Source organism: Pseudomonas sp. ACM7 (genome assembly GCF_004136015.1).
Taxonomy (GTDB): Bacteria; Pseudomonadota; Gammaproteobacteria; order Pseudomonadales; family Pseudomonadaceae; genus Aquipseudomonas; species Aquipseudomonas frigoris.
The window spans coordinates 890,616-910,866 of the sequence record NZ_CP024866.1 but is presented as its reverse complement, the minus strand read 5'-3'; the positions used below and the strand labels follow the sequence as shown (position 1 = coordinate 910,866).

General features: G+C 59.5%; 21 protein-coding genes. 19 read left to right on the top strand and 2 right to left on the bottom strand.

Translation table 11 applies throughout. The annotated features are described in order from the left end of the window. The 9 genes from mltG to CUN63_RS04345 all read left to right on the top strand — a co-directional run bounded on the left by mltG (position 1) and on the right by CUN63_RS04345 (position 7,541). A complete protein-coding gene (gene mltG, locus CUN63_RS04385; RefSeq protein WP_129437446.1) occupies positions 1 to 1,266 on the top strand; it encodes an endolytic transglycosylase MltG in 1,266 nt (421 codons plus the stop codon). A 19-nt stretch (positions 1,267 to 1,285) separates the two neighbouring features. Further along, entirely contained in the window at positions 1,286 to 1,918 is a 633-nt protein-coding gene (gene tmk, locus CUN63_RS04380; RefSeq protein ID WP_046049079.1) for a dTMP kinase, read from the top strand. Continuing rightward, positions 1,911 to 2,900, top strand: a complete 990-nt coding sequence (locus CUN63_RS04375; RefSeq protein WP_129437444.1) for a DNA polymerase III subunit delta' — start codon at positions 1,911 to 1,913, stop codon at positions 2,898 to 2,900. The genes tmk and CUN63_RS04375 overlap by 8 nt, the downstream gene beginning before the upstream one ends. A gap of 42 nt (positions 2,901 to 2,942) precedes the next feature. Beyond that, positions 2,943 to 3,299 (top strand): PilZ domain-containing protein, encoded by a 357-nt coding sequence (locus tag CUN63_RS04370; protein WP_129437442.1) that lies wholly within the window; start codon positions 2,943 to 2,945, stop codon positions 3,297 to 3,299. A 13-nt stretch (positions 3,300 to 3,312) separates the two neighbouring features. Next, the gene (locus CUN63_RS04365; RefSeq protein ID WP_129437440.1) at positions 3,313 to 4,098 is read left to right on the top strand and encodes a TatD family hydrolase; all 786 of its coding nucleotides are present in this window, start codon (positions 3,313 to 3,315) and stop codon (positions 4,096 to 4,098) included. A gap of 342 nt (positions 4,099 to 4,440) precedes the next feature. Continuing rightward, positions 4,441 to 5,079 (top strand): TetR/AcrR family transcriptional regulator, encoded by a 639-nt coding sequence (locus CUN63_RS04360; RefSeq protein WP_007945721.1) that lies wholly within the window; start codon positions 4,441 to 4,443, stop codon positions 5,077 to 5,079. Between the two features lie 139 nt (positions 5,080 to 5,218). Then, positions 5,219 to 6,187, top strand: coding sequence for a GTP 3',8-cyclase MoaA (locus tag CUN63_RS04355; protein WP_129437438.1), 969 nt, complete (start codon positions 5,219 to 5,221; stop codon positions 6,185 to 6,187). 167 nt (positions 6,188 to 6,354) lie between these two features. After that, positions 6,355 to 6,963, top strand: a complete 609-nt coding sequence (locus CUN63_RS04350; protein WP_129437436.1) for a DUF4823 domain-containing protein — start codon at positions 6,355 to 6,357, stop codon at positions 6,961 to 6,963. Positions 6,964 to 6,980: 17 nt separating this feature from the next. Beyond that, positions 6,981 to 7,541: a DUF1285 domain-containing protein gene (locus tag CUN63_RS04345; RefSeq protein WP_129437434.1), complete on the top strand. Its 561-nt coding sequence runs from the start codon at positions 6,981 to 6,983 to the stop codon at positions 7,539 to 7,541. A 59-nt stretch (positions 7,542 to 7,600) separates the two neighbouring features. Here the strand turns inward: CUN63_RS04345 and CUN63_RS04340 are convergent, their stop codons facing one another. Then, positions 7,601 to 8,473, bottom strand: a complete 873-nt coding sequence (locus tag CUN63_RS04340) for a triacylglycerol lipase (RefSeq protein WP_129437433.1) — start codon at positions 8,471 to 8,473, stop codon at positions 7,601 to 7,603. Positions 8,474 to 8,668: 195 nt separating this feature from the next. Here CUN63_RS04340 and CUN63_RS04335 point away from each other — a divergent pair, with 195 nt between their 5' ends. The 10 genes from CUN63_RS04335 (at position 8,669) to CUN63_RS04290 (ending at position 19,657) form a co-directional block, all read left to right on the top strand. After that, the gene (locus CUN63_RS04335; protein WP_008152308.1) at positions 8,669 to 9,385 is read left to right on the top strand and encodes a FadR/GntR family transcriptional regulator; all 717 of its coding nucleotides are present in this window, start codon (positions 8,669 to 8,671) and stop codon (positions 9,383 to 9,385) included. Between the two features lie 143 nt (positions 9,386 to 9,528). Further along, positions 9,529 to 10,404 (top strand): SMP-30/gluconolactonase/LRE family protein, encoded by an 876-nt coding sequence (locus CUN63_RS04330; RefSeq protein WP_129437431.1) that lies wholly within the window; start codon positions 9,529 to 9,531, stop codon positions 10,402 to 10,404. 198 nt (positions 10,405 to 10,602) lie between these two features. After that, positions 10,603 to 11,421, top strand: coding sequence for an SDR family oxidoreductase (locus tag CUN63_RS04325; protein WP_129437429.1), 819 nt, complete (start codon positions 10,603 to 10,605; stop codon positions 11,419 to 11,421). Positions 11,422 to 11,543: 122 nt separating this feature from the next. Next, positions 11,544 to 12,548 carry a substrate-binding domain-containing protein gene (locus CUN63_RS04320; protein WP_129437427.1) on the top strand — a complete coding sequence of 335 codons (1,005 nt, stop codon included), beginning with the start codon at positions 11,544 to 11,546 and terminating at the stop codon, positions 12,546 to 12,548. 65 nt (positions 12,549 to 12,613) lie between these two features. Further along, on the top strand, positions 12,614 to 14,158 hold the full coding sequence (araG, locus tag CUN63_RS04315) for an L-arabinose ABC transporter ATP-binding protein AraG (RefSeq protein ID WP_129437425.1): 1,545 nt from the start codon (positions 12,614 to 12,616) through the stop codon (positions 14,156 to 14,158). Positions 14,159 to 14,167: 9 nt separating this feature from the next. After that, positions 14,168 to 15,136 (top strand): L-arabinose ABC transporter permease AraH, encoded by a 969-nt coding sequence (gene araH / locus CUN63_RS04310; protein WP_111451791.1) that lies wholly within the window; start codon positions 14,168 to 14,170, stop codon positions 15,134 to 15,136. 241 nt (positions 15,137 to 15,377) lie between these two features. After that, entirely contained in the window at positions 15,378 to 16,091 is a 714-nt protein-coding gene (locus tag CUN63_RS04305) for a GntR family transcriptional regulator (RefSeq protein WP_129437423.1), read from the top strand. After that, on the top strand, positions 16,088 to 17,086 hold the full coding sequence (locus CUN63_RS04300) for an ADP-ribosylglycohydrolase family protein (RefSeq protein ID WP_129437421.1): 999 nt from the start codon (positions 16,088 to 16,090) through the stop codon (positions 17,084 to 17,086). The genes CUN63_RS04305 and CUN63_RS04300 overlap by 4 nt, the downstream gene beginning before the upstream one ends. Positions 17,087 to 17,268: 182 nt before the next feature. After that, a complete protein-coding gene (locus tag CUN63_RS04295) occupies positions 17,269 to 18,735 on the top strand; it encodes a cytosine permease (protein ID WP_129437419.1) in 1,467 nt (488 codons plus the stop codon). Further along, positions 18,728 to 19,657 (top strand): PfkB family carbohydrate kinase, encoded by a 930-nt coding sequence (locus tag CUN63_RS04290; RefSeq protein WP_129437418.1) that lies wholly within the window; start codon positions 18,728 to 18,730, stop codon positions 19,655 to 19,657. The genes CUN63_RS04295 and CUN63_RS04290 overlap by 8 nt, the downstream gene beginning before the upstream one ends. Before the next feature lie 121 nt (positions 19,658 to 19,778). Here CUN63_RS04290 and CUN63_RS04285 read toward each other — a convergent pair whose 3' ends face one another. After that, positions 19,779 to 20,159 (bottom strand): Rho termination factor N-terminal domain-containing protein, encoded by a 381-nt coding sequence (locus tag CUN63_RS04285; RefSeq protein ID WP_129437416.1) that lies wholly within the window; start codon positions 20,157 to 20,159, stop codon positions 19,779 to 19,781. Between the last annotated feature and the right edge of the window lie 92 nt (positions 20,160 to 20,251).

Below are 20,251 nucleotides of genomic sequence, written 5' to 3'. Positions count from 1 at the left end.
GTGAGACGTAAATTCTTGCTGCTGCTGGAAACCGGATTGGTTCTGGCAGGGCTGTGTCTGGGCGCTTCCGCCTGGAAAATCCATTCGGCGCTGGAACAGCCGCTGAACATCACTCAGGAAGAGCTGCTGGAAGTGCCAAAAGGCACGACACCGACCCGCACCTTCTATCGACTCGAAGCCGATGGCGTCATCAAGGATGCTTTCTGGCTGCGGGTGTATTGGCGCTTCAATCTCGCCAAACAACCGTTACACAAGGGCGAATACCGCATGCAGCCCGGCATGACTGTCGAAGGACTGATTGACCTGTGGAAACGCGGGGAAATGGTTCAGTACAGCCTGACCCTGGTCGAAGGCTGGAATTTCCATCAGGTCCGCGCTGCTTTGGCCAAGGATGAAAAACTTGAAAAGACCCTCGACGGTTTGAGTGATAGCGAGGTGATGGACAAACTCGGCCACACCGGGATTTTTCCGGAAGGGCGATTCTTCCCTGACACCTATCGCTTCGTGCGCGGCATGACCGATGTCGAGCTGCTGAAAAAAGCCTACGACCGCCTCGACGAAGTCCTTGCCAAGGAGTGGAGCCAGCGCGCCGCTGACGTGCCGTACACCGAGCCCTATCAGGCGCTGATCATGGCCTCGCTGGTGGAGAAGGAAACCGGCGTGCCGCAGGAGCGCGGGCAAATCGCTGGCGTGTTTGTACGGCGCATGGAAATAGGCATGTTGTTGCAGACTGATCCGACCGTGATCTACGGCCTCGGTGATCGTTACAACGGCAAATTGACTCGCGCCCATCTCAAGGAGGCGACGCCGTACAACACCTACATGATTTCGGGACTGCCGCCGACCCCGATCGCCATGGTCGGCCGCGAAGCGATTCATGCAGCGCTGAATCCGGTGGCTGGCAATAGCCTCTATTTCGTTGCTCGTGGTGATGGCAGCCACGTGTTCTCCGATGATCTGGACGCGCACAATAACGCTGTGCGTGAGTTCCAGATCAAGCGCCGTGCCGACTACCGCTCCAGCCCGGCGCCGGCTACGGCGCCAGAGGCGACGGATGAGCAGGCACCGATTCCGGCTGCTTCGCCCGACACAGTCCCCGAGGCTTTGCCGCAAGTGCCGCCACAAGAACCTGCTCAGGCGGCGCCAACAGAGCTGCAAGCGCCTGACCAGTCGCCATCACCGGAGCCGGCGCAAGAACCCGCTCAAGAACCCGCAGCTGCACCCGCGCCCGAACCGGATGCAACCGCGCCGCAAAGCCCGCAATGATTCTGACTAAGGACTGCCTGTGACTGGCTTGTTTATTACCCTGGAAGGCCCGGAAGGGGCCGGCAAGAGCACCAATCGCGAATACCTGGCCGAGCGTCTGCGCGCCGCGGGTATCGAGGTCGTGCTGACTCGCGAACCAGGCGGCACGCCGTTGGCCGAGCGGATCCGCGAAGTGCTGCTGGCGCCGGTTGACGAAGTCATGAACCCCGACACCGAGTTGCTGTTGGTATTCGCCGCGCGAGCCCAGCATCTGGCCGAGGTGATTCGCCCGGCGCTGGCCCGCGGTGCGGTGGTCCTGTGTGATCGCTTTACCGATTCGACCTACGCCTATCAGGGTGGCGGTCGCGGCCTGTCGCTGGAGCGCATCGCGACCCTGGAAGCCTTCGTCCAGGGCGATCTGCGCCCGGACCTGACGTTGATTTTCGATCTGCCGGTGGAAGTGGGCCTGGCCCGCGCCAGCGCTCGTGGTCGTCTGGATCGCTTCGAACTCGAAGGCCGAACCTTTTTTGATGCGGTGCGCAGTGCTTTCCTCAAGCGTGCTGAAGCGGATCCTGCGCGTTATGTCCTGGTCGATGCCGCCCAGCCGTTGGCGCAGGTTCAGCAGGCACTGGATGCCTTGTTGCCGCGTCTGCTGGAGTTGACCCGTGGCTGAAGCCTATCCGTGGCAGGACAGTCTCTGGCAGCATTTGGCCGGTCGCAAGCAACATGCTCACGCCTATCTGCTCCATGGCCCGGCCGGGATCGGCAAGCGCGCGCTGGCCGAGCGCTTGATGGCCAGTTTGCTGTGCCAGCGTCCGAGCGCCGCCCACGATGCTTGCGGCGAATGCAAATCCTGTCTGTTGCTCAAGGCCGGCAGTCACCCTGACAACTACATTCTGGAGCCGGAAGAAGCCGATAAGGCGATCAAGGTCGATCAGGTTCGTGATCTGGTCAGCTTCGTGGTTCAGACCGCGCAGATGGGCGGCCGCAAAGTGGTGCTGGTCGAACCGGCCGAGTCGATGAACATCAACGCCGCCAACGCCTTGCTCAAAAGCCTTGAAGAACCTTCCGGCGATACAGTTTTACTGTTGGTCAGCCACCAGACCAGTCGTCTGTTGCCGACGATCAAGAGCCGCTGCGTGCAGCAGGCCTGTCCACTACCGAGCGAAGCCATGAGTCTTGCGTGGCTGGCGAAGGCTTTGCCGGACTGCGCGGAAGAAGAGCGTATCGAGTTGCTGACCCTGGCCGCCGGTTCGCCACTGGCCGCCGTCAACTTGCAGGCCCAGGGTGTGCGCGAGCAGCGGGCGCTGGTGGTCGATGGCGTGAAGAAGTTGCTCAAGCAGCAACAGTCACCGACGCAACTGGCCGAAGGCTGGAATGCGATTCCGCTGTTGCTGTTGTTCGACTGGTTCTGCGACTGGTCGAGCCTGATCCTGCGCTATCAGCTGACTCAGGACGAAGAAGGCCTGGGACTGACGGACATGCGCAAGGTGATTCAGTACCTGGCGCAGAAAGCCGGCCAGGACAAAGTCCTGAATATTCAGGACTGGATCCTCGCCCAGCGCCAGAAAGTGATGAGCAAAGCCAACCTCAATCGGGTGTTGTTGCTGGAGGCGCTGTTGGTGCAATGGGTGGGTTTGCCTACCCAGAAGTGACCGACTAAGCCTAGACTCCGAGCATCAGCAACGGAGGTCAGCATGAATGAACTCGTCAATCCGGGGCCGCGCAACGGCATTTTGTCCCTGACGATCAAGGACAAGTCCGTGCTTTACGCGGCCTACATGCCGTTCATCAAGAACGGTGGCCTGTTTATCCCGACCAACAAGAGTTACAAGTTGGGCGATGAGGTATTCATGCTGTTGAACCTGATGGACGAGCCGGAGAAGATTCCGGTCGCCGGCAAGGTCACCTGGATCACCCCCAAAGGTGCGCAGGGCAACCGGGCTGCCGGGGTCGGCGTACAATTCGACGATGGCGACAATACCGCGCGCAGTCGAATCGAAACTCATCTGGCCGGAGCCCTGAAGTCCGACCGTCCCACTCATACGATGTAAGTTGCAGCCTTTTATGCTCGTAGATTCCCATTGTCACCTTGATCGCCTCGACCTCGCCGCCCACGACGGCTCCCTGGATGCTGCACTGGATGCGGCCCGTCTGCGCGGGGTAGGGCACTTTCTGTGTATCGGCGTCAGCGTCGAGAATGCCGCCGACGTCAAAGCCCTGGCCGAACGTTACGACGACGTCGACTGTTCGGTTGGCGTGCATCCGCTGGACGTGCAACCGGGCGCCGCGCCAGCACTGGATTGGCTGTTGCGCGAGCTCAACCACCCGCGTGTGGTCGCGATCGGTGAAACCGGTCTGGATTATTACTACGAGCCGGAAGCAGCGGAGTTGCAACAGGAGTCGTTTCGCCTGCATCTGCGAGCGGCACAGCAGACGGGCAAACCGGTGATCATCCACACCCGTGGTGCCCGCACCGATACGTTGAACCTCCTGCGTGAAGCGGCGCTGCCCCAGGCTGGCGTGCTGCATTGCTTCACCGAAGACTGGGACATGGCCAAAGCGGCGCTGGACATGGGGTATTACATTTCCTTGTCCGGGATTGTCACTTTCCGCAATGCCGACGCTCTGCGTGACGTGGCCAGTAAAGTGCCGGCTGACCGATTGCTGGTGGAAACCGACTCGCCTTACCTGGCGCCGATCCCTCATCGCGGCAAGCCGAACCTGCCGCAGTACGTGCGCGACGTAGCGGAATTTCTGGCAATGTTGCGAGGTGAGCCCTACGAGCGGTTTGCCGAGCAAACCACCGAGAATTTCAAGCGACTGTTTCCGCTGGCGCATGTGAAAGGTTAAATCGCAGGCAAAAAAAACCCGGGTTCTGGGGGGGGAATCCGGGTTAAGACCATTAGGAGTAAAACAAAGGCACGCGGTCCGTTGGTACCTATATCGGCGCAACACTTGGGGGAGATGTCCCGCCGACAGTTGAAGTATTGATCAGTATTGCGTCGAGTCCAGTTTACCGGCGCCGGTTTTTAAACAAATTTGGAATACGGGCGCTTCGGTTGAGTTCTCATTAATTTGCGAGGCTGCCGGAATTCATCAAGAAACACATATATGGTCGGATGATCCGTGCATTTTTGCGCAAGTTAGGCATAATACGCGGCTTCGAATTTTGACCCCTACAGACCTTTTCTTATGCATAAAGAACCTCGTAAGGTCCGTGAGTTTCGTCGCCGCGAGCAAGAAATTCTCGATACCGCGCTCAAGCTGTTCCTCGATCAAGGTGAAGACAGTGTCACCGTCGAGATGATTGCTGATGCCGTCGGTATCGGCAAAGGCACGATCTACAAGCACTTCAAATCCAAGGCCGAGATCTATCTGCGCCTGATGCTCGATTACGAGCGCGATTTGAACGAGCTGTTGCATTCGGCCGATGTCGACAAGGACAAGGAAGCCCTGTCCCGGGCCTACTTCGAATTCCGCATGCGCGACCCTCAACGCTATCGGTTGTTCGATCGCCTGGAAGAGAAGGTGGTCAAGGGCAATCAGGTCCCGGAGATGGTCGAGGAGTTGCACAAGATTCGCGCCTCGAACTTCGAACGCCTGACCCTGCTGATCAAGGGCCGGATCAGCGAAGGCAAGCTCGAAGATGTGCCGCCTTACTTCCATTACTGCGCCTCCTGGGCGCTGGTGCACGGCGCCGTGGCGCTGTATCACTCGCCGTTCTGGAGCAATGTGCTGGAAGATCAGGAAGGTTTCTTCCAGTTCCTGATGGACATCGGCGTACGCATGGGCAACAAGCGCAAGCGCGATAGCGACACCCCGAGCAGCTGAACCATTCAGTTGCCTTATTGCGCCATTATTTCGCTACTTGGCGCAGTACCGCAGGAATATACTCAGGCATAGGACTTGCTAAAACTTGATTTGTGAGTCAAGTTTTAGCGGTCCGAATATTCTTCCGCCGGAGTAGTCCATGATCGTTGACCGTCAAGGCAGGCGTTTTCGCAATTTGCGAATCAGTCTGACTTCAGCCTGCAATTACGCTTGTACCTACTGCGTGCCCAACGGCAAGCGGTTGGTCGCTGCGCAGGATGAATTGTCGGCCGAGGCCATGGCGCGTGGCGTGGCCTATCTGATCGAAGCGGCGGGCATTGAGCGTTTGCGCATCACCGGCGGCGAGCCGCTGGTCAGCCCCAAACTCGAAACCTTCATGACCGCCGTCGGGCAGATGGGCCTGGCGGACATCAGCCTGACCACCAACGGTCAGTTGCTGGCGAAGAAACTGCCACTACTGGTGGATGCTGGCATTCGTCGCATCAACGTTTCCCTCGATACCCTGGATGCCAGCGCCTTTCGCAGCATTGCCCGTGGCGGCGATCTGGCGACTGTGCTCGACGGTATGGATCAGGCCAGCGCCGCCGGCCTGAAGATCAAGGTCAATATGGTGCCGCTGCGTGGGCAGAACCTCGATCAAGTAATGCCGCTACTCGATTACTGTCTGGAGCGCGGCTATGAGCTTCGCTTCATCGAGCTGATGCGCATGGGCCACCTGGCCAACGACTCCAATGCTTTCCTGCAACAGTTTGTCAGCCTGCAGCAGTTGCTCAGCCTGATCGGCGAGCGCTACGAATACCTTCAGGCCGATGCGCCGGTAGACGCCACTGCCGTGCGTTACGAAATTCCGGGGCAGGGCTACTTTGGTGTTATCGCCAACGAAAGCGTTCCTTTCTGCCGCACCTGTTCGCGGCTGCGCCTATCGTCCACGGGCTGGCTGCATGGCTGCCTGTCGTCGAGCAACCGCCACTATGTCGGCGACCTGCTGGACAAGCCGCGTCATCAGGCATTGCCGGCCTTGCAGCGACTCTTGGTGAAAGCCTTGGGCGATAAGCAGGAAGTAGCATTTTCAGGTGGTGCGACCATCATGAAGATTATTGGCGGCTGATCGAACCTCATCGCGAGCAAGCTCGCTCCCACAGGTCCTGTGCCAACCCTGTGGGAGCGAGCTTGCTCGCGATGCGATCGGTGAGACGCTGCTGATCCCGAGCTGGCGCGGAAGCTGCATCCAATGGCCATTCGCCGGTTTTCCGTCACCGGCCTCTGGAGGGTAGGATGCGTAGCCTGGTTTTGCTGCTGGCCGTTTTGGCGCTTGGTGGCTGCATGAATGTCAGCGATCTGGCTGAAGGGACTCGCTACCACATGAGCGACGCGGGGTTGCTCGACCATAGCGACAGCCACCGTGTGAATAACCTGCGCATTCAACCGGACTCATTCGTCTATATCGCCCAGGGCGCCTTTGTGCCGCCAGACAGTGCTGTCTACCCGCGGCCTAACGTGATCGCCGAAGTCGCCTTCGATGGCTTTATCGAATACTTCCCTATGGTCCGCCGCGCCCGTGCGCCGGAAGGTCTTGATCAAGCCATGGGTGAAGCCCGTGCCGCCGGTGCCCATTACCTGCTCTATACCCGGTTCGCCAAGTCTGACGACCGCATCGGCAACTCGGACGAATGGCTTGATCAGGAAGCCTTGGATCGCCTCGGTATCGACGGCGGCGTGATTCAGATCATGTTGATCGAGACCAGCACCCAGTATTTGATTGATACTGCACGCATCAAGAGTCGTGGCGGTTTACTGACGTTCCACGACAAAAAGCCAGAAGACCTGATGGGCCCGCCGCTGGAACAATACGCGCGCAGCCTGCTGGGGCTCAGCGACCAGTAATTCAAAAGGAGAACGCCATGAGTGGCCCGCAAAAAGCCAACGATCTGTTGGGGCAAATCCCCAAAACCAAAGGCTTGCCGCCGGTCCACCTTTGGAACCCCGACTTCTGCGGCGACATCGACATGCGTATCGCCCGTGATGGCACCTGGTATTACTTGGGCACGCCGATCGGGCGCAAGCCGATGGTCAAGCTGTTCTCCACCATCATTCGTCGCGATGGTGACGATTACTTCCTCATCACCCCGGTCGAAAAGGTTGGCATCAAGGTCGACGACGCGCCCTTCGTGGCGATTGCCGTGGAGGTCGAAGGCGAGGGTGAAACCCAGGTCTTGCGCTTTACCACCAATGTTGACGAGACCGCCGAGGCCGGCACCGAACACCCCATGCGCGTGGTGATCGACCCGGTCACGCAGGAGCCGGCGCCCTACGTGCATGTGCGCACCAACCTCGAAGCCCTGATCCACCGCAACGTGTTCTACCAACTGGTGGAGCTGGCCGTCACCCGCGAGATCGACGGGCAGCGCTGGTTAGGCGTGTGGAGCGCTGGCGGGTTCTTTCCCATCGGGCTTGAGCCGTAACTCGCCAAGTTGCTGTGTTCTGGAAAATGGCCCGCTATTCAAGCGGGCCATTTTTTTGCCTACAAACCTTTGTCCTTAAGCCGAGCAGCATGTTCAAGATAGAGGTGGACCGGGCTGACGTTCCAACTCGTGATCCCGGCCATTTGATTGACTGCGTCGAAATGGTCCATCGGGTAATCCGAACGAATGACTTTGCCCAGGTGCGAGCTGTACTGTCCGACGAGCCCATCGTTGGCGTGTTTCTCTTTATAAAATAACTTCGACAGCACAATACAGTTCAAGTGGGACGGATCGAGAGGTTGCAGACTTTGAAAGTTTTGCAGGATCCCGCTCCAGGAGTAGTAGTGCACGCCGTTTTCAACTTCGTTGCCTTCCCCACCCCAATGTTGCGGTAGCCCTTGCGGGTACTTCTTGTTGAAGGCTGCCAAACCTGCGCTGGTCAACGATTCGAAAGCCGCTTGAGGGTCCTGAGGGTTTTCCGGATGGTCGCTGATCAACGAAATGAAGGTACCGACTGCTTTGAACAGGGCGAGTACGAGCACTTCGGGCAACTCACCAGGCGTCAGCGCCTTATGCAATTGGTCGGCAATCTCGGAGCCATGATTAGGGCAGCTGACAGAAGTGACTGATGCGACCTTTTCCGGGTGTAGCGCCGCTACGTAGCGTGCAGCCAATGGACCTTGGCTGTGGCCGATCAGGTTGACCTTGGCAGCTCCCGTTTCCTGCAAAATACGGTTGACGTGTTCGAGCAGTTTTTTACCGCGCTCCTCGTTTCCGTTCACGGCTGGAATGTTAACGGTAAACACCTTGGCCCCAGCGTGTTCCAGAGCTTCCTTGATCTCGAAGAAGTAGGGATAACCGGCAATTTTATCGAAGCCAAAAAGGCCGTGGACCAAAACAATCGGGTATTGCGTAGACGCATCCATGTTCATGCTTATACCTGTCGATAGCGGACTTTAGTTGCGCTTGATCTGTCGCGGCTAACCGTAGGTCACAAAGCGGGTTCGTTCAAATCGCTCGCCTGAACGCCGTCAGGCAGAAAAAATTAAATTGACACTCAATCGTATGATGATTAGCGTGGGCACCCATCGCGAACGGCTTTGTGCCGTCCCTGAATCGAGGTGTCCATGTCCAGCAGTTTTCATGCGTCGACGGTCGATTGGCTGGGTTGCTGGATCGCCACGGGGCAGGTCAAGCCGGGTGAGACGCTCAAGGTCGAAGCCGACCTGGGCGAGCAACTCGGTGTCAGTCGCACCGTTATCCGCGAAGCCATCAAAACCCTGGTCGCCAAGGGCATGCTCGAAGTCGGGCCGAAGGTCGGCACGCGGGTGTTGCCGGTGCGTCGCTGGAACCTCTTCGATCCGCAAGTCGTAGGCTGGCTATCACGCAGCGGCTTGCCGGAAAACTTCGTCGACGACTTGCTCGACCTGCGCCGCACCATCGAACCCATGGCCGTGCGCTGGGCTTGTGAGCGCGCTACCGTCGAACAGGTTCACGCCATCCTTCAGGCTTACAACGCATTGGAGCGGGCAGTGGACAGCGGCATCGATTACAACCGCGCCGACCAGTTCTTCCACGAGTGCATCCTCGCTGCCAGCCACAATCAATTCATCGAACAAATGGTCCCGGCCCTCGGCGCGCTGCTGGCGGTGTCTTTCGAAGTGTCCGCCGCCGACCCGGACGAATTGCGCCGCACACTACCGATTCACAAAGACATGGCCGAGGCCATCGCCGCCCGGGATGCCGCGCGGGGTGTCTGGGCCTGCATGACCCTGATCGATAACGCCGACCTGGCTATCAAGCGCTTCTACCCGCAAGTCATGGCCGACAAGAAAGCCAGCTGACAACACAAAGTCCCTGTGGGAGCGGCGGTGCGACGATTCGACTTGCTCGCGAAGGCGTCGGCACATCCAACATTGATGTCACAGACACACCGCCTTCGCGAGCAAGCCCGCTCCCACATAAAAGCAATAAGGAAGGAGGTTTCATGGAGTGGACTGCGGTTACCGAACACCGGGCACGACTGGGCGAAAGCCCGTTTTGGGACGCGCCGACCCAGGCGCTGTACTGGGTTGATATCGCCGGTCAACAGGCGCTGCGGCTGATTGGTGCCAACGTGCAGATCTGGCAGATGCCCGAGCATGTGTCCGCCTTCATCCCCTGCGAAAGCGGTGATGCGCTGGTGACGTTGAACAGCGGCGTGTATCGACTCGATCTGGATTCCCCCGGCCTGGAACCACGATTGACCTTGCTCTGCGTCGCTGATCCACAACCCGGCAATCGCGCCAATGAAGCCCGCTGCGATGCTCAGGGCCGGCTCTGGCTCGGCACGATGCAGAACAACATCGGCGAGCAGGGCGAAGACGTGCCCATTGTGCGGCGTTCCGGTGGCCTGTTTCGCATCGACCGCGATGCTCGGGTCACGCCGTTGCTTCGCGGGTTGGGCACCCCTAACACGTTGCTGTGGAGCGACGACGCGACCACCGTGTATTTCGCCGACAGCCTCGACCGTACGCTCTATCAGTATTTCATCCGCACCGACGGCAGCCTCGACCCGGCCCACATCTGGTTTGGGCCCCATGAACGCGGTGTGCCGGATGGCTCGGCGATGGATGCCGAAGGTTACATATGGAATGCCCGTTGGGACGGCAGCTGTCTGCTCAGGCTGACCCCGGACGGGCAGGTTGATCGCGTGATCGAGCTGCCAATCAGCCGCCCCACCAGTTGCGTATTCGGGGGTGATGACCTCAAAACCCTTTACATCACCAGCGCCGCGAGCCCGCTCAACCATCCGTTGGACGGCGCGTTGCTGTCGATTCGAGTCGATGTGCCCGGAAAAACCTGTAATCGGTTTGCCGGATAAATCCCAATATATGGGATGTAAAATTATATATTGAGATTATTTGGCAGTCGGGTTTATAGTCGGCTCCATCAGTTACACGCACTCACACTTAAAAAAACAAAACAGGTGAAGTGATGCAGCGATTTTCCAAAAAGCCTTTTGACCGGACATCGACAGATGCCCGGTTTTTGTCGTGCGCTCGAAAAGGAGTCTTGATCCATGGCTGAACCTCTTTCCTTGCCACCAGTGCCCGAACCGCCGAAGGGTGAGCGCCTGAAAAACAAGGTCGTGCTGCTGACCGGTGCTGCTCAGGGTATCGGCGAGGCGATTGTCGCGACCTTCGCTTCCCAGCAGGCCAAGCTGATCATCAGCGATATTCAGGGTGAGAAAGTCGAAAAGGTCGCGGCGCACTGGCGGGACAAAGGCTTTGATGTTCAGGCGATCAAGACCGATGTGTCCAGGCAGCAGGACCTGCACGCCATGGCCAGACTGGCGATCGAGTTGCACGGTCGCATCGATGTGCTGGTCAATTGTGCCGGGGTCAATGTGTTCCGCGATCCGCTGGAAATGACCGAGGAAGACTGGCGTCGCTGCTTCGCCATCGACCTCGACGGCGCCTGGTATGGCTGCAAGGCGGTATTGCCGCAGATGATCGAGCAGGGCATCGGCAGCATCATCAACATCGCCTCGACCCATTCCACTCACATCATTCCTGGTTGCTTCCCGTACCCGGTGGCCAAACATGGCCTGCTCGGCCTGACCCGCGCCCTGGGCATCGAATACGCGCCGAAGGGCATTCGCGTCAACGCCATCGCGCCGGGTTACATCGAAACCCAGCTGAACGTCGATTACTGGAACGGTTTTGCCGACCCGCATGCCGAACGTCAGCGCGCTTTCGATCTGCATCCACCACGTCGTATCGGTCAGCCGATCGAAGTGGCCATGACCGCTGTTTTCCTGGCCAGCGATGAAGCGCCGTTCATCAATGCCTCGTGCATCACCATCGATGGCGGTCGCTCGGTCATGTACCACGACTGAGTCAATCGGGTTTCCGGCGCGGAACTACGTCTGAAATCCAATCATCATACGATATGACTATTAGCTGCACAGTTTGATTGGCTTTCAAATAACGCTCAAAAAAAATAACAAGGAGTCAGCTTATGAATCGTCGTCGTGGGATCCGTTCCCTGTGCTGTGCCGCTTTGGCGGTCACCGCGGTCAGCCTGAGCAGTACGTTGCTGGCGGCCGAGGAAGTGAAGATCGGTTTTCTGGTCAAGCAGGCGGAAGAGCCCTGGTTCCAGACCGAATGGGCATTTGCCGAAAAGGCCGGGAAAGAGAAGGGCTTCACCGTCATCAAGATCGCCGTGCCCGACGGCGAGAAAACCCTCTCGGCCATTGACAGCCTCGCCGCCAACGGTGCCAAGGGCTTTGTGATCTGCCCGCCAGACGTATCCCTGGGCCCGGCGATCATGGCCAAAGCCAAGCTCAATGGTTTGAAAGTCATCGCAGTCGATGACCGCTTCGTCGATGCCAGCGGCAAGTTCATGGAACATGTTCCTTACCTCGGTATGGCAGCGTTCGAAGTCGGCCAGAAGCAGGGCAGCGCCATGGCCACCGAAGCGAAAAAACGTGGCTGGGACTGGAAAGACACCTACGCGGTGATCAACACCTTCAACGAACTCGACACCGGCAAGAAACGCACCGACGGTTCGGTCAAAGCGCTGGAAGACGCCGGTATGCCGAAAGACCACATTCTGTTCTCGGCGCTGAAAACCCTCGACGTACCCGGCAGCATGGACGCCACCAACTCGGCGCTGGTGAAACTGCCGAGCGCGGCGAAAAACCTGATCATCGGCGGCATGAACGACAACACTGTGCTGGGCGGCGTGCGCGCCACCGAGAGCGCCGGTTTTGCCGCGGCCAACGTGATCGGCATCGGCATCAATGGTACCGACGCCATCGGCGAATTGAAGAAGGCCAACAGCGGCTTCTTCGGCTCGATGCTGCCGAGCCCGCACATCGAGGGCTACAACACCGCGAGCATGATGTACGAGTGGGTCACCACCGGCAAAGAACCACCGAAATACACCGCGATGGACGACGTGACGCTGATCACTCGCGAGAACTTCAAGCAGGAACTGGAAAAGATCGGCCTCTGGAACTGAGGGCCGGTTGATTTCATCGATGGCCCTGGCGACGGGGCTGCCTGATCTGTGTGAAGAGGTGGGTTATGCACGCGCAATCAAAAACACAACAACACAATGCCGGCGGCAGCTTGCGCTTCAACGGGATCGGCAAGACCTTTCCCGGGGTGAAGGCGCTGGATGGCATCAGCTTCGTCGCCCATCCGGGGAAGGTTCACGCCTTGATGGGCGAGAACGGCGCCGGCAAATCGACCCTGCTGAAAATCCTCGGCGGGGCTTACACCCCGAGCAGCGGCGACCTGCAGATCGGCGAGCAGGCGATGGTCTTCAAGTCCACCGCCGACAGCATCGGCAGTGGCGTCGCAGTGATCCATCAAGAGCTGCACCTGGTCCCGGAAATGACCGTGGCAGAGAACCTGTTCCTCGGGCATCTGCCGGCCAGTTTCGGCCTGATCAATCGCGGCGCGTTGCGGCAACAGGCATTGGCCTGCCTCAAAGGCCTGGCCGATGAAATCGATCCGCAAGAGAAAGTAGGGCGCCTGTCCCTCGGTCAGCGGCAACTGGTGGAAATCGCCAAGGCCTTGTCCCGTGGCGCGCATGTGATCGCGTTTGACGAACCGACCAGCAGCCTGTCGGCGCGGGAGATTGATCGTTTGATGGCGATCATCGGTCGCCTGCGCGACGAAGGCAAAGTGGTGCTTTACGTCTCCCACCGCATGGAAGAAGTGTTCCGCATCTGCAACGCGGTGACGGTGTTCAAGGACGGTCGCTTTGTGCGTACGTTCGAGGACATGAGCGAGCTGACTCACGATCAGTTGGTGACCTGTATGGTCGGTCGCGACATTCAGGACATCTACGATTACCGCCATCGTCAGCGTGGTGCTGTGGCGCTCAAGGTCGACGGTTTGCTGGGGCCGGGATTGCGTGAACCGGTGAGTTTCGAGGTGCACAAAGGCGAGATTCTCGGGCTGTTCGGCTTGGTCGGCGCCGGTCGCACGGAGCTGTTCCGCATGCTCAGTGGCCTTGAGCGCAATACTGCCGGACGCCTGGAATTGCGCGGTCATGAACTGAAGTTGCGTTCACCCCGCGATGCGATTGCCGCCGGGATTCTGCTGTGCCCCGAGGACCGCAAGAAAGAGGGCATCCTGCCGCTAGCCAGCGTCGCCGAGAACATCAACATCAGCGCCCGCGGCGCCCATTCCACCTTCGGCTGCCTGTTGCGTGGCTTGTGGGAGAAGGACAACGCCGACAAGCAGATCAAGGCGCTGAAAGTGAAGACCCCCAACGCCGCGCAGAAAATCATGTACCTGTCCGGCGGCAATCAGCAGAAGGCCATTCTCGGTCGCTGGCTGTCGATGCCGATGAAGGTCCTGCTGCTCGACGAACCGACTCGCGGCATCGACATCGGCGCCAAAGCCGAGATCTACCAGATCATTCACAACCTGGCCGCCAGCGGTATCGCGGTGATCGTGGTCTCCAGCGACCTGATGGAAGTGATGGGTATTTCCGACCGCATCCTGGTGCTCTGCGAAGGCGCGATGCGCGGCGAGTTGTCTCGCGCAGAGGCCAATGAATCCAACCTGCTGCAACTGGCTTTGCCGCGCCAACGCGCTGACGGCGTGGCGAACTGAGAGGTGACTATGACAATCCAAAACAACGCTTTGCCCACCCAGCGCAAACCACTGGACCTGCGGCGCTTTCTCGATGACTGGGTGATGCTGCTGGCGGCCGTCGGGATCTTCGTGCTCTGCACCTTGCTGATCGACAACTTTCTCTCGCCGCTGAACATGCGCGGCCTGGGCCTGGCGATTTCCACGACGGGGATTGCCGCTTGCACCATGTTGTATTGCCTGGCGTCCGGGCACTTCGATTTATCGGTGGGGTCGGTGATTGCCTGCGCCGGCGTGGTCGCAGCGGTGGTAATGCGCGACACCGACAGCGTGTTTCTCGGTGTGGTGGCCGCGCTGTTCATGGGGCTGATCGTCGGGTTGATCAACGGCATTGTGATCGCCAAGCTGCGGGTCAATGCGTTGATTACCACGCTGGCGACCATGCAGATCGTTCGCGGCCTGGCTTACATCTTCGCCAACGGCAAAGCGGTGGGCGTGTCGCAAGAGCAGTTCTTCGTCTTCGGCAATGGCCAGTTGTTGGGGGTGCCGGTGCCGATTCTGATCACCATCGTTTGCTTCCTGTTTTTCGGCTGGTTGCTGAATTACACCACCTACGGGCGCAACACCATGGCCATTGGTGGTAACCAGGAAGCGGCGTTGCTGGCCGGGGTGAACGTTGATCGGACCAAGATCATTATCTTCGCCGTGCACGGGGTGATCGGGGCGTTGGCCGGGGTGATCCTGGCTTCGCGCATGACGTCTGGACAGCCGATGATTGGCCAGGGTTTTGAGCTGACGGTGATCTCGGCGTGTGTGTTGGGCGGGGTGTCGTTGAGCGGCGGTATCGGGATGATTCGGCATGTGATTGCCGGGGTGCTGATTCTGGCGATCATCGAGAATGCGATGAATTTGAAGAATATCGATACGTTTTACCAGTATGTGATTCGGGGTTCGATCTTGCTGTTGGCCGTCGTGATCGACCGCCTCAAACAACGCTGACTAACCTGGTCCTGCACAAAGTCTGTAGGTGCAGGCGATTCAATGTGGGAGCGGGCTTGCTCGCGAAGGCGGCGTGTCAGTCAACATAATTGCTGAATGACACGCCGCTTTCGTCGGAACGCCGCCCGGAGCAAGCCCGCTCCCACACTAGACCGCGCAGCGGTCACTTTCGAACATCCCTCCGTCACTTCCCCTAAATATTCCTTGCTCGCCCCAACCCGTTTCGGTTATCACGTTGTACATGATTAGACAGGTACGATTTGACAAGAAACAACGGGTGGTCGACGAACTCATCCGACGCATCGAAAACGGCCTCATGGAGGACGGCTTTCTGCTGCCGGGCGAGCATCAATTGGCTCAAGAATTCAAAGTCAGCCGCGGCACGCTGCGCGAAGCCCTGGCTGAGTTGAAACGGCGCAATTACATCGCGACGCAAAGCGGGGTGGGCTCCATCGTTACCTTCGACGGTGTGGTGCTCGATCAGCGCAGCGGCTGGGCCCAGGCCCTGGCCGACAGCGGGGCGCTGATCAATACCGAAGTGCTGCGGCTGGAGGCGGTCACCCGTCCTGACCTGTTGCCGCGTTTCGGCACCGACCAATTCATCACCCTTGACCGTCGCCGCCGTTCCAACGAAGGCAAGCTGGTCTCCCTTGAGCGCTCATTGATGCCCGCCACCGGAGGCCTGGAAAGCCTGCCGCGGGTCGGCCTTATCGACAACTCCCTGACCATCACCCTGGCCGCTTACGGCTATATCGGCGAGCGCGGCGATCAATGGATCGGCGCCGAACCGTTGAACGCCGAAGACGCCGAATTGCTCGGCCGTCCGGAAGGCACGGTGTTCCTCAAGGCCTTGCGCACCACCTACGACCGGCAAAACCGATTCATGGAGCAGGTCGAAAGCTTGCTCGACCCGGTGCATTTTCGCCTGCACCTGCAATTTGGAGAGACAAAATGACCGCGCTCAATCATGCATTGGGCGCGTTCTACGGACTGGCCCTGGGCGATGCGCTGGGCATGCCGACTCAATCCCTGAGCCGTGCCGAGATCAAGGTGCGCTTCGGCGAGATCACTGACCTGGAAGACGCAGGCCCCGATCAACCGATCGCCGCCAACATGCTCAAAGGCTCGATCACCGATGACACCGAACAGGCGATTCTGGTCGGCCAATTGCTGGTTGAAGGCGAGGGCCGGATCGAACCGTCACTACTAGCCCAGCGGTTGATCGAATGGGAAGCCGCAATGCAGGCCAAGGGCTCGCAAGACTTGCTCGGCCCTTCGACCAAACGTGCCATCGAGATGATCCTCGCTGGCCACTCGCCGGAAGAAGCGGGGCGCTACGGCACCACTAATGGCGCGGCGATGCGCATCACTCCGGTCGGGATTGCGGCGGATGTCGCCAACCCTGAGCGATTCATCAACGCTGTCGTGCAGGCTTGCCAGGTCACCCACAACACCACGCTGGGCATTTCCAGCGCGGCGGCGGTGGCGGCGGTGGTCTCGGCCGGTATCAACGGCATGGACCTGGGCGAGGCGTTGAACCTCGGCCAGCAAATCGCTCAACAAGCTGAAAGCCACGGTTACTGGGTGGCTGGCGGACGCATCGCCTCGCGCATCAGCTGGGCGCGGACCATCAGTGTCGACAGCGACAAGGCATTGCTGGCGGATTTGATGTACGACGTGATCGGCACTTCGGTGGCTTCGCAGGAATCGGTGGTGGTCTCGTTTGCCCTGGCCCAGCAAGTGGCCATTGGTGAAATGAACGCGTTCGAAGCGCTATGCATGGCCGCGAGCCTTGGCGGCGACACTGACACCATCGCGGCGATTCTCGGCGCCATGCTCGGGGCCTGTCTCGGCCTTGAGAGTTGGCCGGCGGCGATGATCGAACAGGTCAAAACCGTTAACGATCTGGATCTGGAACCCCTTGTGAAAGGACTCCTCACCCTCCGCTGAGGTACGCATTACCCCTGTGTAGGAGCTGCCGAATGCTGCGATCTTTTGATCTTGGTGGCCTTTTAGCCGCTGAAAATCAAGATCAAAAGATCGCAGCCTTCGGCAGCTCCTACAGGGGTTCCCCAGGCCTTCCGATATCTAAATTGCCGACAACCACAACAATGGCAACAGGAGCATTTTTCATGAGTTCATCGAACGCCGGGCAAAGCGCCGGGCAACTGGAAACCCGAGGCATCGAGCCCGTGCCGGAAGCGGAGTGCAACGGTCATCCGCTGCAGCTGTTCTGGGTCTGGTTTGCCGCCAACATCTCCATCCTCGGCTTGCCGCTGGGTGCGACCCTTGTAGCCTTTCGCGGCTTGGCGATCTGGCAGGCGATCATCGTCGCGATCCTGGGGGCCGCCGGTTCCTTCGCGGTGGTCGGGATTATCTCCATTGCCGGTCGCCGTGGTCGCGCACCGAGTCTGACGTTGTCGCGAGCGATCTTCGGCGTACGCGGCAACATCGGGCCGACCCTGGTCTCGCTGATGTCGCGTCTGGGCTGGGAAACCGTCAACACCACCACCGCCGCATTCGTGTTGTTGTCGCTGTGCTCGATCCTGTTCGGCTCGCCGGTGGAAGCCAAAAGCGCACCCGTGCTGACGTTGATCTTCATTGCGATTTTCGTACTGCTGACCCTGTCGGTGTCGGGTCTCGGTCACGCCACCTTGCTGGTCATCCAGAAGTGGGCAACCTACGTGTTCGGCGCGCTGAACATTCTGGTCGGCGGTTTCCTCTGCGCCACCATCGACTGGAGCGCAGTGTTCAACGCCACGCCTGCACCGCTGAGCGCAATGATTATCGGCGTCGGCACCATGGCTGCCGGCACCGGGATCGGTTGGGCCAACGCCGGTGCGGACATGTCGCGTTACCAGCACCGCAGCGTCAAAGCCGCACGCCTGGTGGCGTCGGCGGCGTTTGGTGCGGGGATTCCGTTGGTGCTGCTGATCACCCTCGGCGGCCTGCTGTCAGTGGGCAACAATGACCTGGCCTCAGCCACCGACCCGATCATCGCGATCCGCGACATGCTGCCGACCTGGATGGCCGTGCCGTACCTGATCACCGCGTTCGGCGGGTTGCTGCTGTCGAACAACCTGTCGGTGTACTCCGCCGGTTTGACCACGCTGACCCTCGGTTTGAAGGTCAAACGCGTCTACGCGGTGGTGGTGGACATCGTCGCGATCTTCGCCGGTTCGATCTATTTCATGCTGATCGCCGACAGTTTCTACGGCCCGTTCATTACCTTCATTTCGCTGCTGGCCGTGCCGATCACCGCGTGGGTCGGGATCTTCGTCGTCGACCTGATTCATCGTCATTACTACAGCCCCAAAGACCTGCTGGACGTCAGCCCGAGCAGCGCTTACTGGTACAGCGGCGGTTTCGAGTGGCGCGCTTTTGGTGCGTGGGCGCTGGCGATCGTGCTGGGCTTCAGTTTCACCACCATCGGCACGACCGAACAAACCGTCTGGTTCCGCGGTTTCCTGTCCGACTCCTGGCTGGGCCATAACGGCCTCGGCTGGATCGTGACGTTCCTGGTGGCCGGCGGCATTTATTTTGTACTGGGTGGCGCCAAGGATCGCCGCGCCGCGTTGACCGAGAACGCTCATGCCTAGATTGCTGCACACCGGCCAGGTCATGATCGATCTGGTCATGGCCGTGGATAAACTGCCGCATTCGGGCGGCGACGTGCTGGCGCAATCCGCCAGTTTCGAGGCTGGCGGCGGCTTCAATGTGATGGCTGCCGCCCAGCGCAATGGTTTGCCGGTGGTTTACCTCGGGCGCCACGGCACCGGGCGTTTCGGTGATCTTGCCCGTGAGGCGATGAAGGCTGAAGGCATTCGGATCGGCATCACTCACCGCGCCGAACGGGATACGGGATTGTGCGTCGCGTTAACCGAAGCCTCGGCCGAGCGCAGTTTCATTTCCTATATCGGTGCCGAAGGTGAGCTGACGGCTGAGGATTTGGCCAGCGTGCCGGCCGAGGCGGGAGACTATGTCTACGTCAGCGGCTACAGCCTGCTGCATGGAGGCAAAGCACAGGCGCTGGTGAATTGGGTGCTGGATTTGCCAAGAGGGATCAACGTGGTGTTCGATCCGGGCCCGCTGGTGGATTCGCCGGATGAGCCGTTGATGCAAGCCTTGCTGACGCGCATCGATCTGTGGACCAGCAACAGTGTCGAGGCGTTGAAATTTACCGGTGCGCCGGACATTGCCGAGGCGTTGAACCGGTTGGCCGATCATCTGCCGGCCGACGTGTTGATGGTGGTTCGTGACGGCCCGCAAGGGTGCTGGATCAGCCTGCGTGGAAACCGCCAGCATGTGCCGGGTTTCAAGGTTGAGGCGGTGGACAGCAACGGCGCGGGGGACGCGCATGCCGGGGTGTTTGTAGCCGGGTTGGCGCAAGGGTTGGTCCCGGTTGACGCGGCGCGGCGGGCTAATGCGGCTGCGGCGTTGGCGGTGACTAGATGGGGGCCGGCGACTTCGCCGGGGACTGCTGAGGTTGACGCGTTAATTCGTAAGACTTTCGACGCCTGATCGGCCGTCTTCGCGAGCAAGCCCGCTCCCACATTTGATCGCGTTTATTCAGATAACTCGATCAAGTGTGGGAGCGGGCTTGCTCGCGAAGGGGCCTTCAAACTCAACAAATAAAAGGGCCTTACCCGGCCTTGCGCAACGCCTCGATCAACTCCTGCTTGCGCATGCCCGACCGTCCCGGAATCTTCTTCGCCCGGGCTTCTTTCATCAAGCTGTCGACGGTCTGGGTTTCGCGCGAAGCCTCGCTGTTTCGCGAATGACCTTCACGGCTGGCCACCGCACGACGAGCTGATTCCTGGCGATCCTGCGACTTGGCACTCGCGGGTTTCTTGCGTCCGGCCCCACCTTTGCGTTCACCGCCACCCGACTGCTTGTTGACGGTCGCCCAGGCCCGGGCCTCAGCTTCCTCTTTCGAGACACCCTTGTGCTCGTAGCTCTCTTCGATGTGCTCGGCCTTGCGTTTCTGCTCGGCGGTGTATTTGTCTTTGCTTCCACGAGGCATGGGATTTCTCCTGCTGCTCGTAGGAGCTGCCGCAGGCTGCGATCTTTTGCTTTGAATGCTTGAAGATCAAAAGATCGCAGGCTTCGCCAGCT

Excerpts from the sequence above, each read along its gene's own strand:
- CUN63_RS04295 (WP_129437419.1), top strand. The coding sequence starts at position 17,269 with ATGAGTTCATCGAACGCCGGGCAAAGCGCCGGGCAACTGGAAACCCGA.
- CUN63_RS04330 (WP_129437431.1), top strand. The coding sequence starts at position 9,529 with ATGGAGTGGACTGCGGTTACCGAACACCGGGCACGACTGGGCGAAAGC.
- CUN63_RS04370 (WP_129437442.1), top strand. The coding sequence starts at position 2,943 with ATGAATGAACTCGTCAATCCGGGGCCGCGCAACGGCATTTTGTCCCTG.
- araG (WP_129437425.1), top strand. The coding sequence starts at position 12,614 with ATGCACGCGCAATCAAAAACACAACAACACAATGCCGGCGGCAGCTTG.
- CUN63_RS04290 (WP_129437418.1), top strand. The coding sequence starts at position 18,728 with ATGCCTAGATTGCTGCACACCGGCCAGGTCATGATCGATCTGGTCATG.
- CUN63_RS04335 (WP_008152308.1), top strand. The coding sequence starts at position 8,669 with ATGTCCAGCAGTTTTCATGCGTCGACGGTCGATTGGCTGGGTTGCTGG.
- CUN63_RS04300 (WP_129437421.1), top strand. The coding sequence starts at position 16,088 with ATGACCGCGCTCAATCATGCATTGGGCGCGTTCTACGGACTGGCCCTG.
- CUN63_RS04305 (WP_129437423.1), top strand. The coding sequence starts at position 15,378 with ATGATTAGACAGGTACGATTTGACAAGAAACAACGGGTGGTCGACGAA.
- CUN63_RS04340 (WP_129437433.1), bottom strand. The coding sequence starts at position 8,473 with ATGAACATGGATGCGTCTACGCAATACCCGATTGTTTTGGTCCACGGC.
- CUN63_RS04360 (WP_007945721.1), top strand. The coding sequence starts at position 4,441 with ATGCATAAAGAACCTCGTAAGGTCCGTGAGTTTCGTCGCCGCGAGCAA.
- CUN63_RS04325 (WP_129437429.1), top strand. The coding sequence starts at position 10,603 with ATGGCTGAACCTCTTTCCTTGCCACCAGTGCCCGAACCGCCGAAGGGT.
- CUN63_RS04365 (WP_129437440.1), top strand. The coding sequence starts at position 3,313 with ATGCTCGTAGATTCCCATTGTCACCTTGATCGCCTCGACCTCGCCGCC.
- araH (WP_111451791.1), top strand. The coding sequence starts at position 14,168 with ATGACAATCCAAAACAACGCTTTGCCCACCCAGCGCAAACCACTGGAC.
- CUN63_RS04345 (WP_129437434.1), top strand. The coding sequence starts at position 6,981 with ATGAGTGGCCCGCAAAAAGCCAACGATCTGTTGGGGCAAATCCCCAAA.
- CUN63_RS04285 (WP_129437416.1), bottom strand. The coding sequence starts at position 20,159 with ATGCCTCGTGGAAGCAAAGACAAATACACCGCCGAGCAGAAACGCAAG.
- CUN63_RS04350 (WP_129437436.1), top strand. The coding sequence starts at position 6,355 with ATGCGTAGCCTGGTTTTGCTGCTGGCCGTTTTGGCGCTTGGTGGCTGC.
- CUN63_RS04320 (WP_129437427.1), top strand. The coding sequence starts at position 11,544 with ATGAATCGTCGTCGTGGGATCCGTTCCCTGTGCTGTGCCGCTTTGGCG.
- CUN63_RS04355 (WP_129437438.1), top strand. The coding sequence starts at position 5,219 with ATGATCGTTGACCGTCAAGGCAGGCGTTTTCGCAATTTGCGAATCAGT.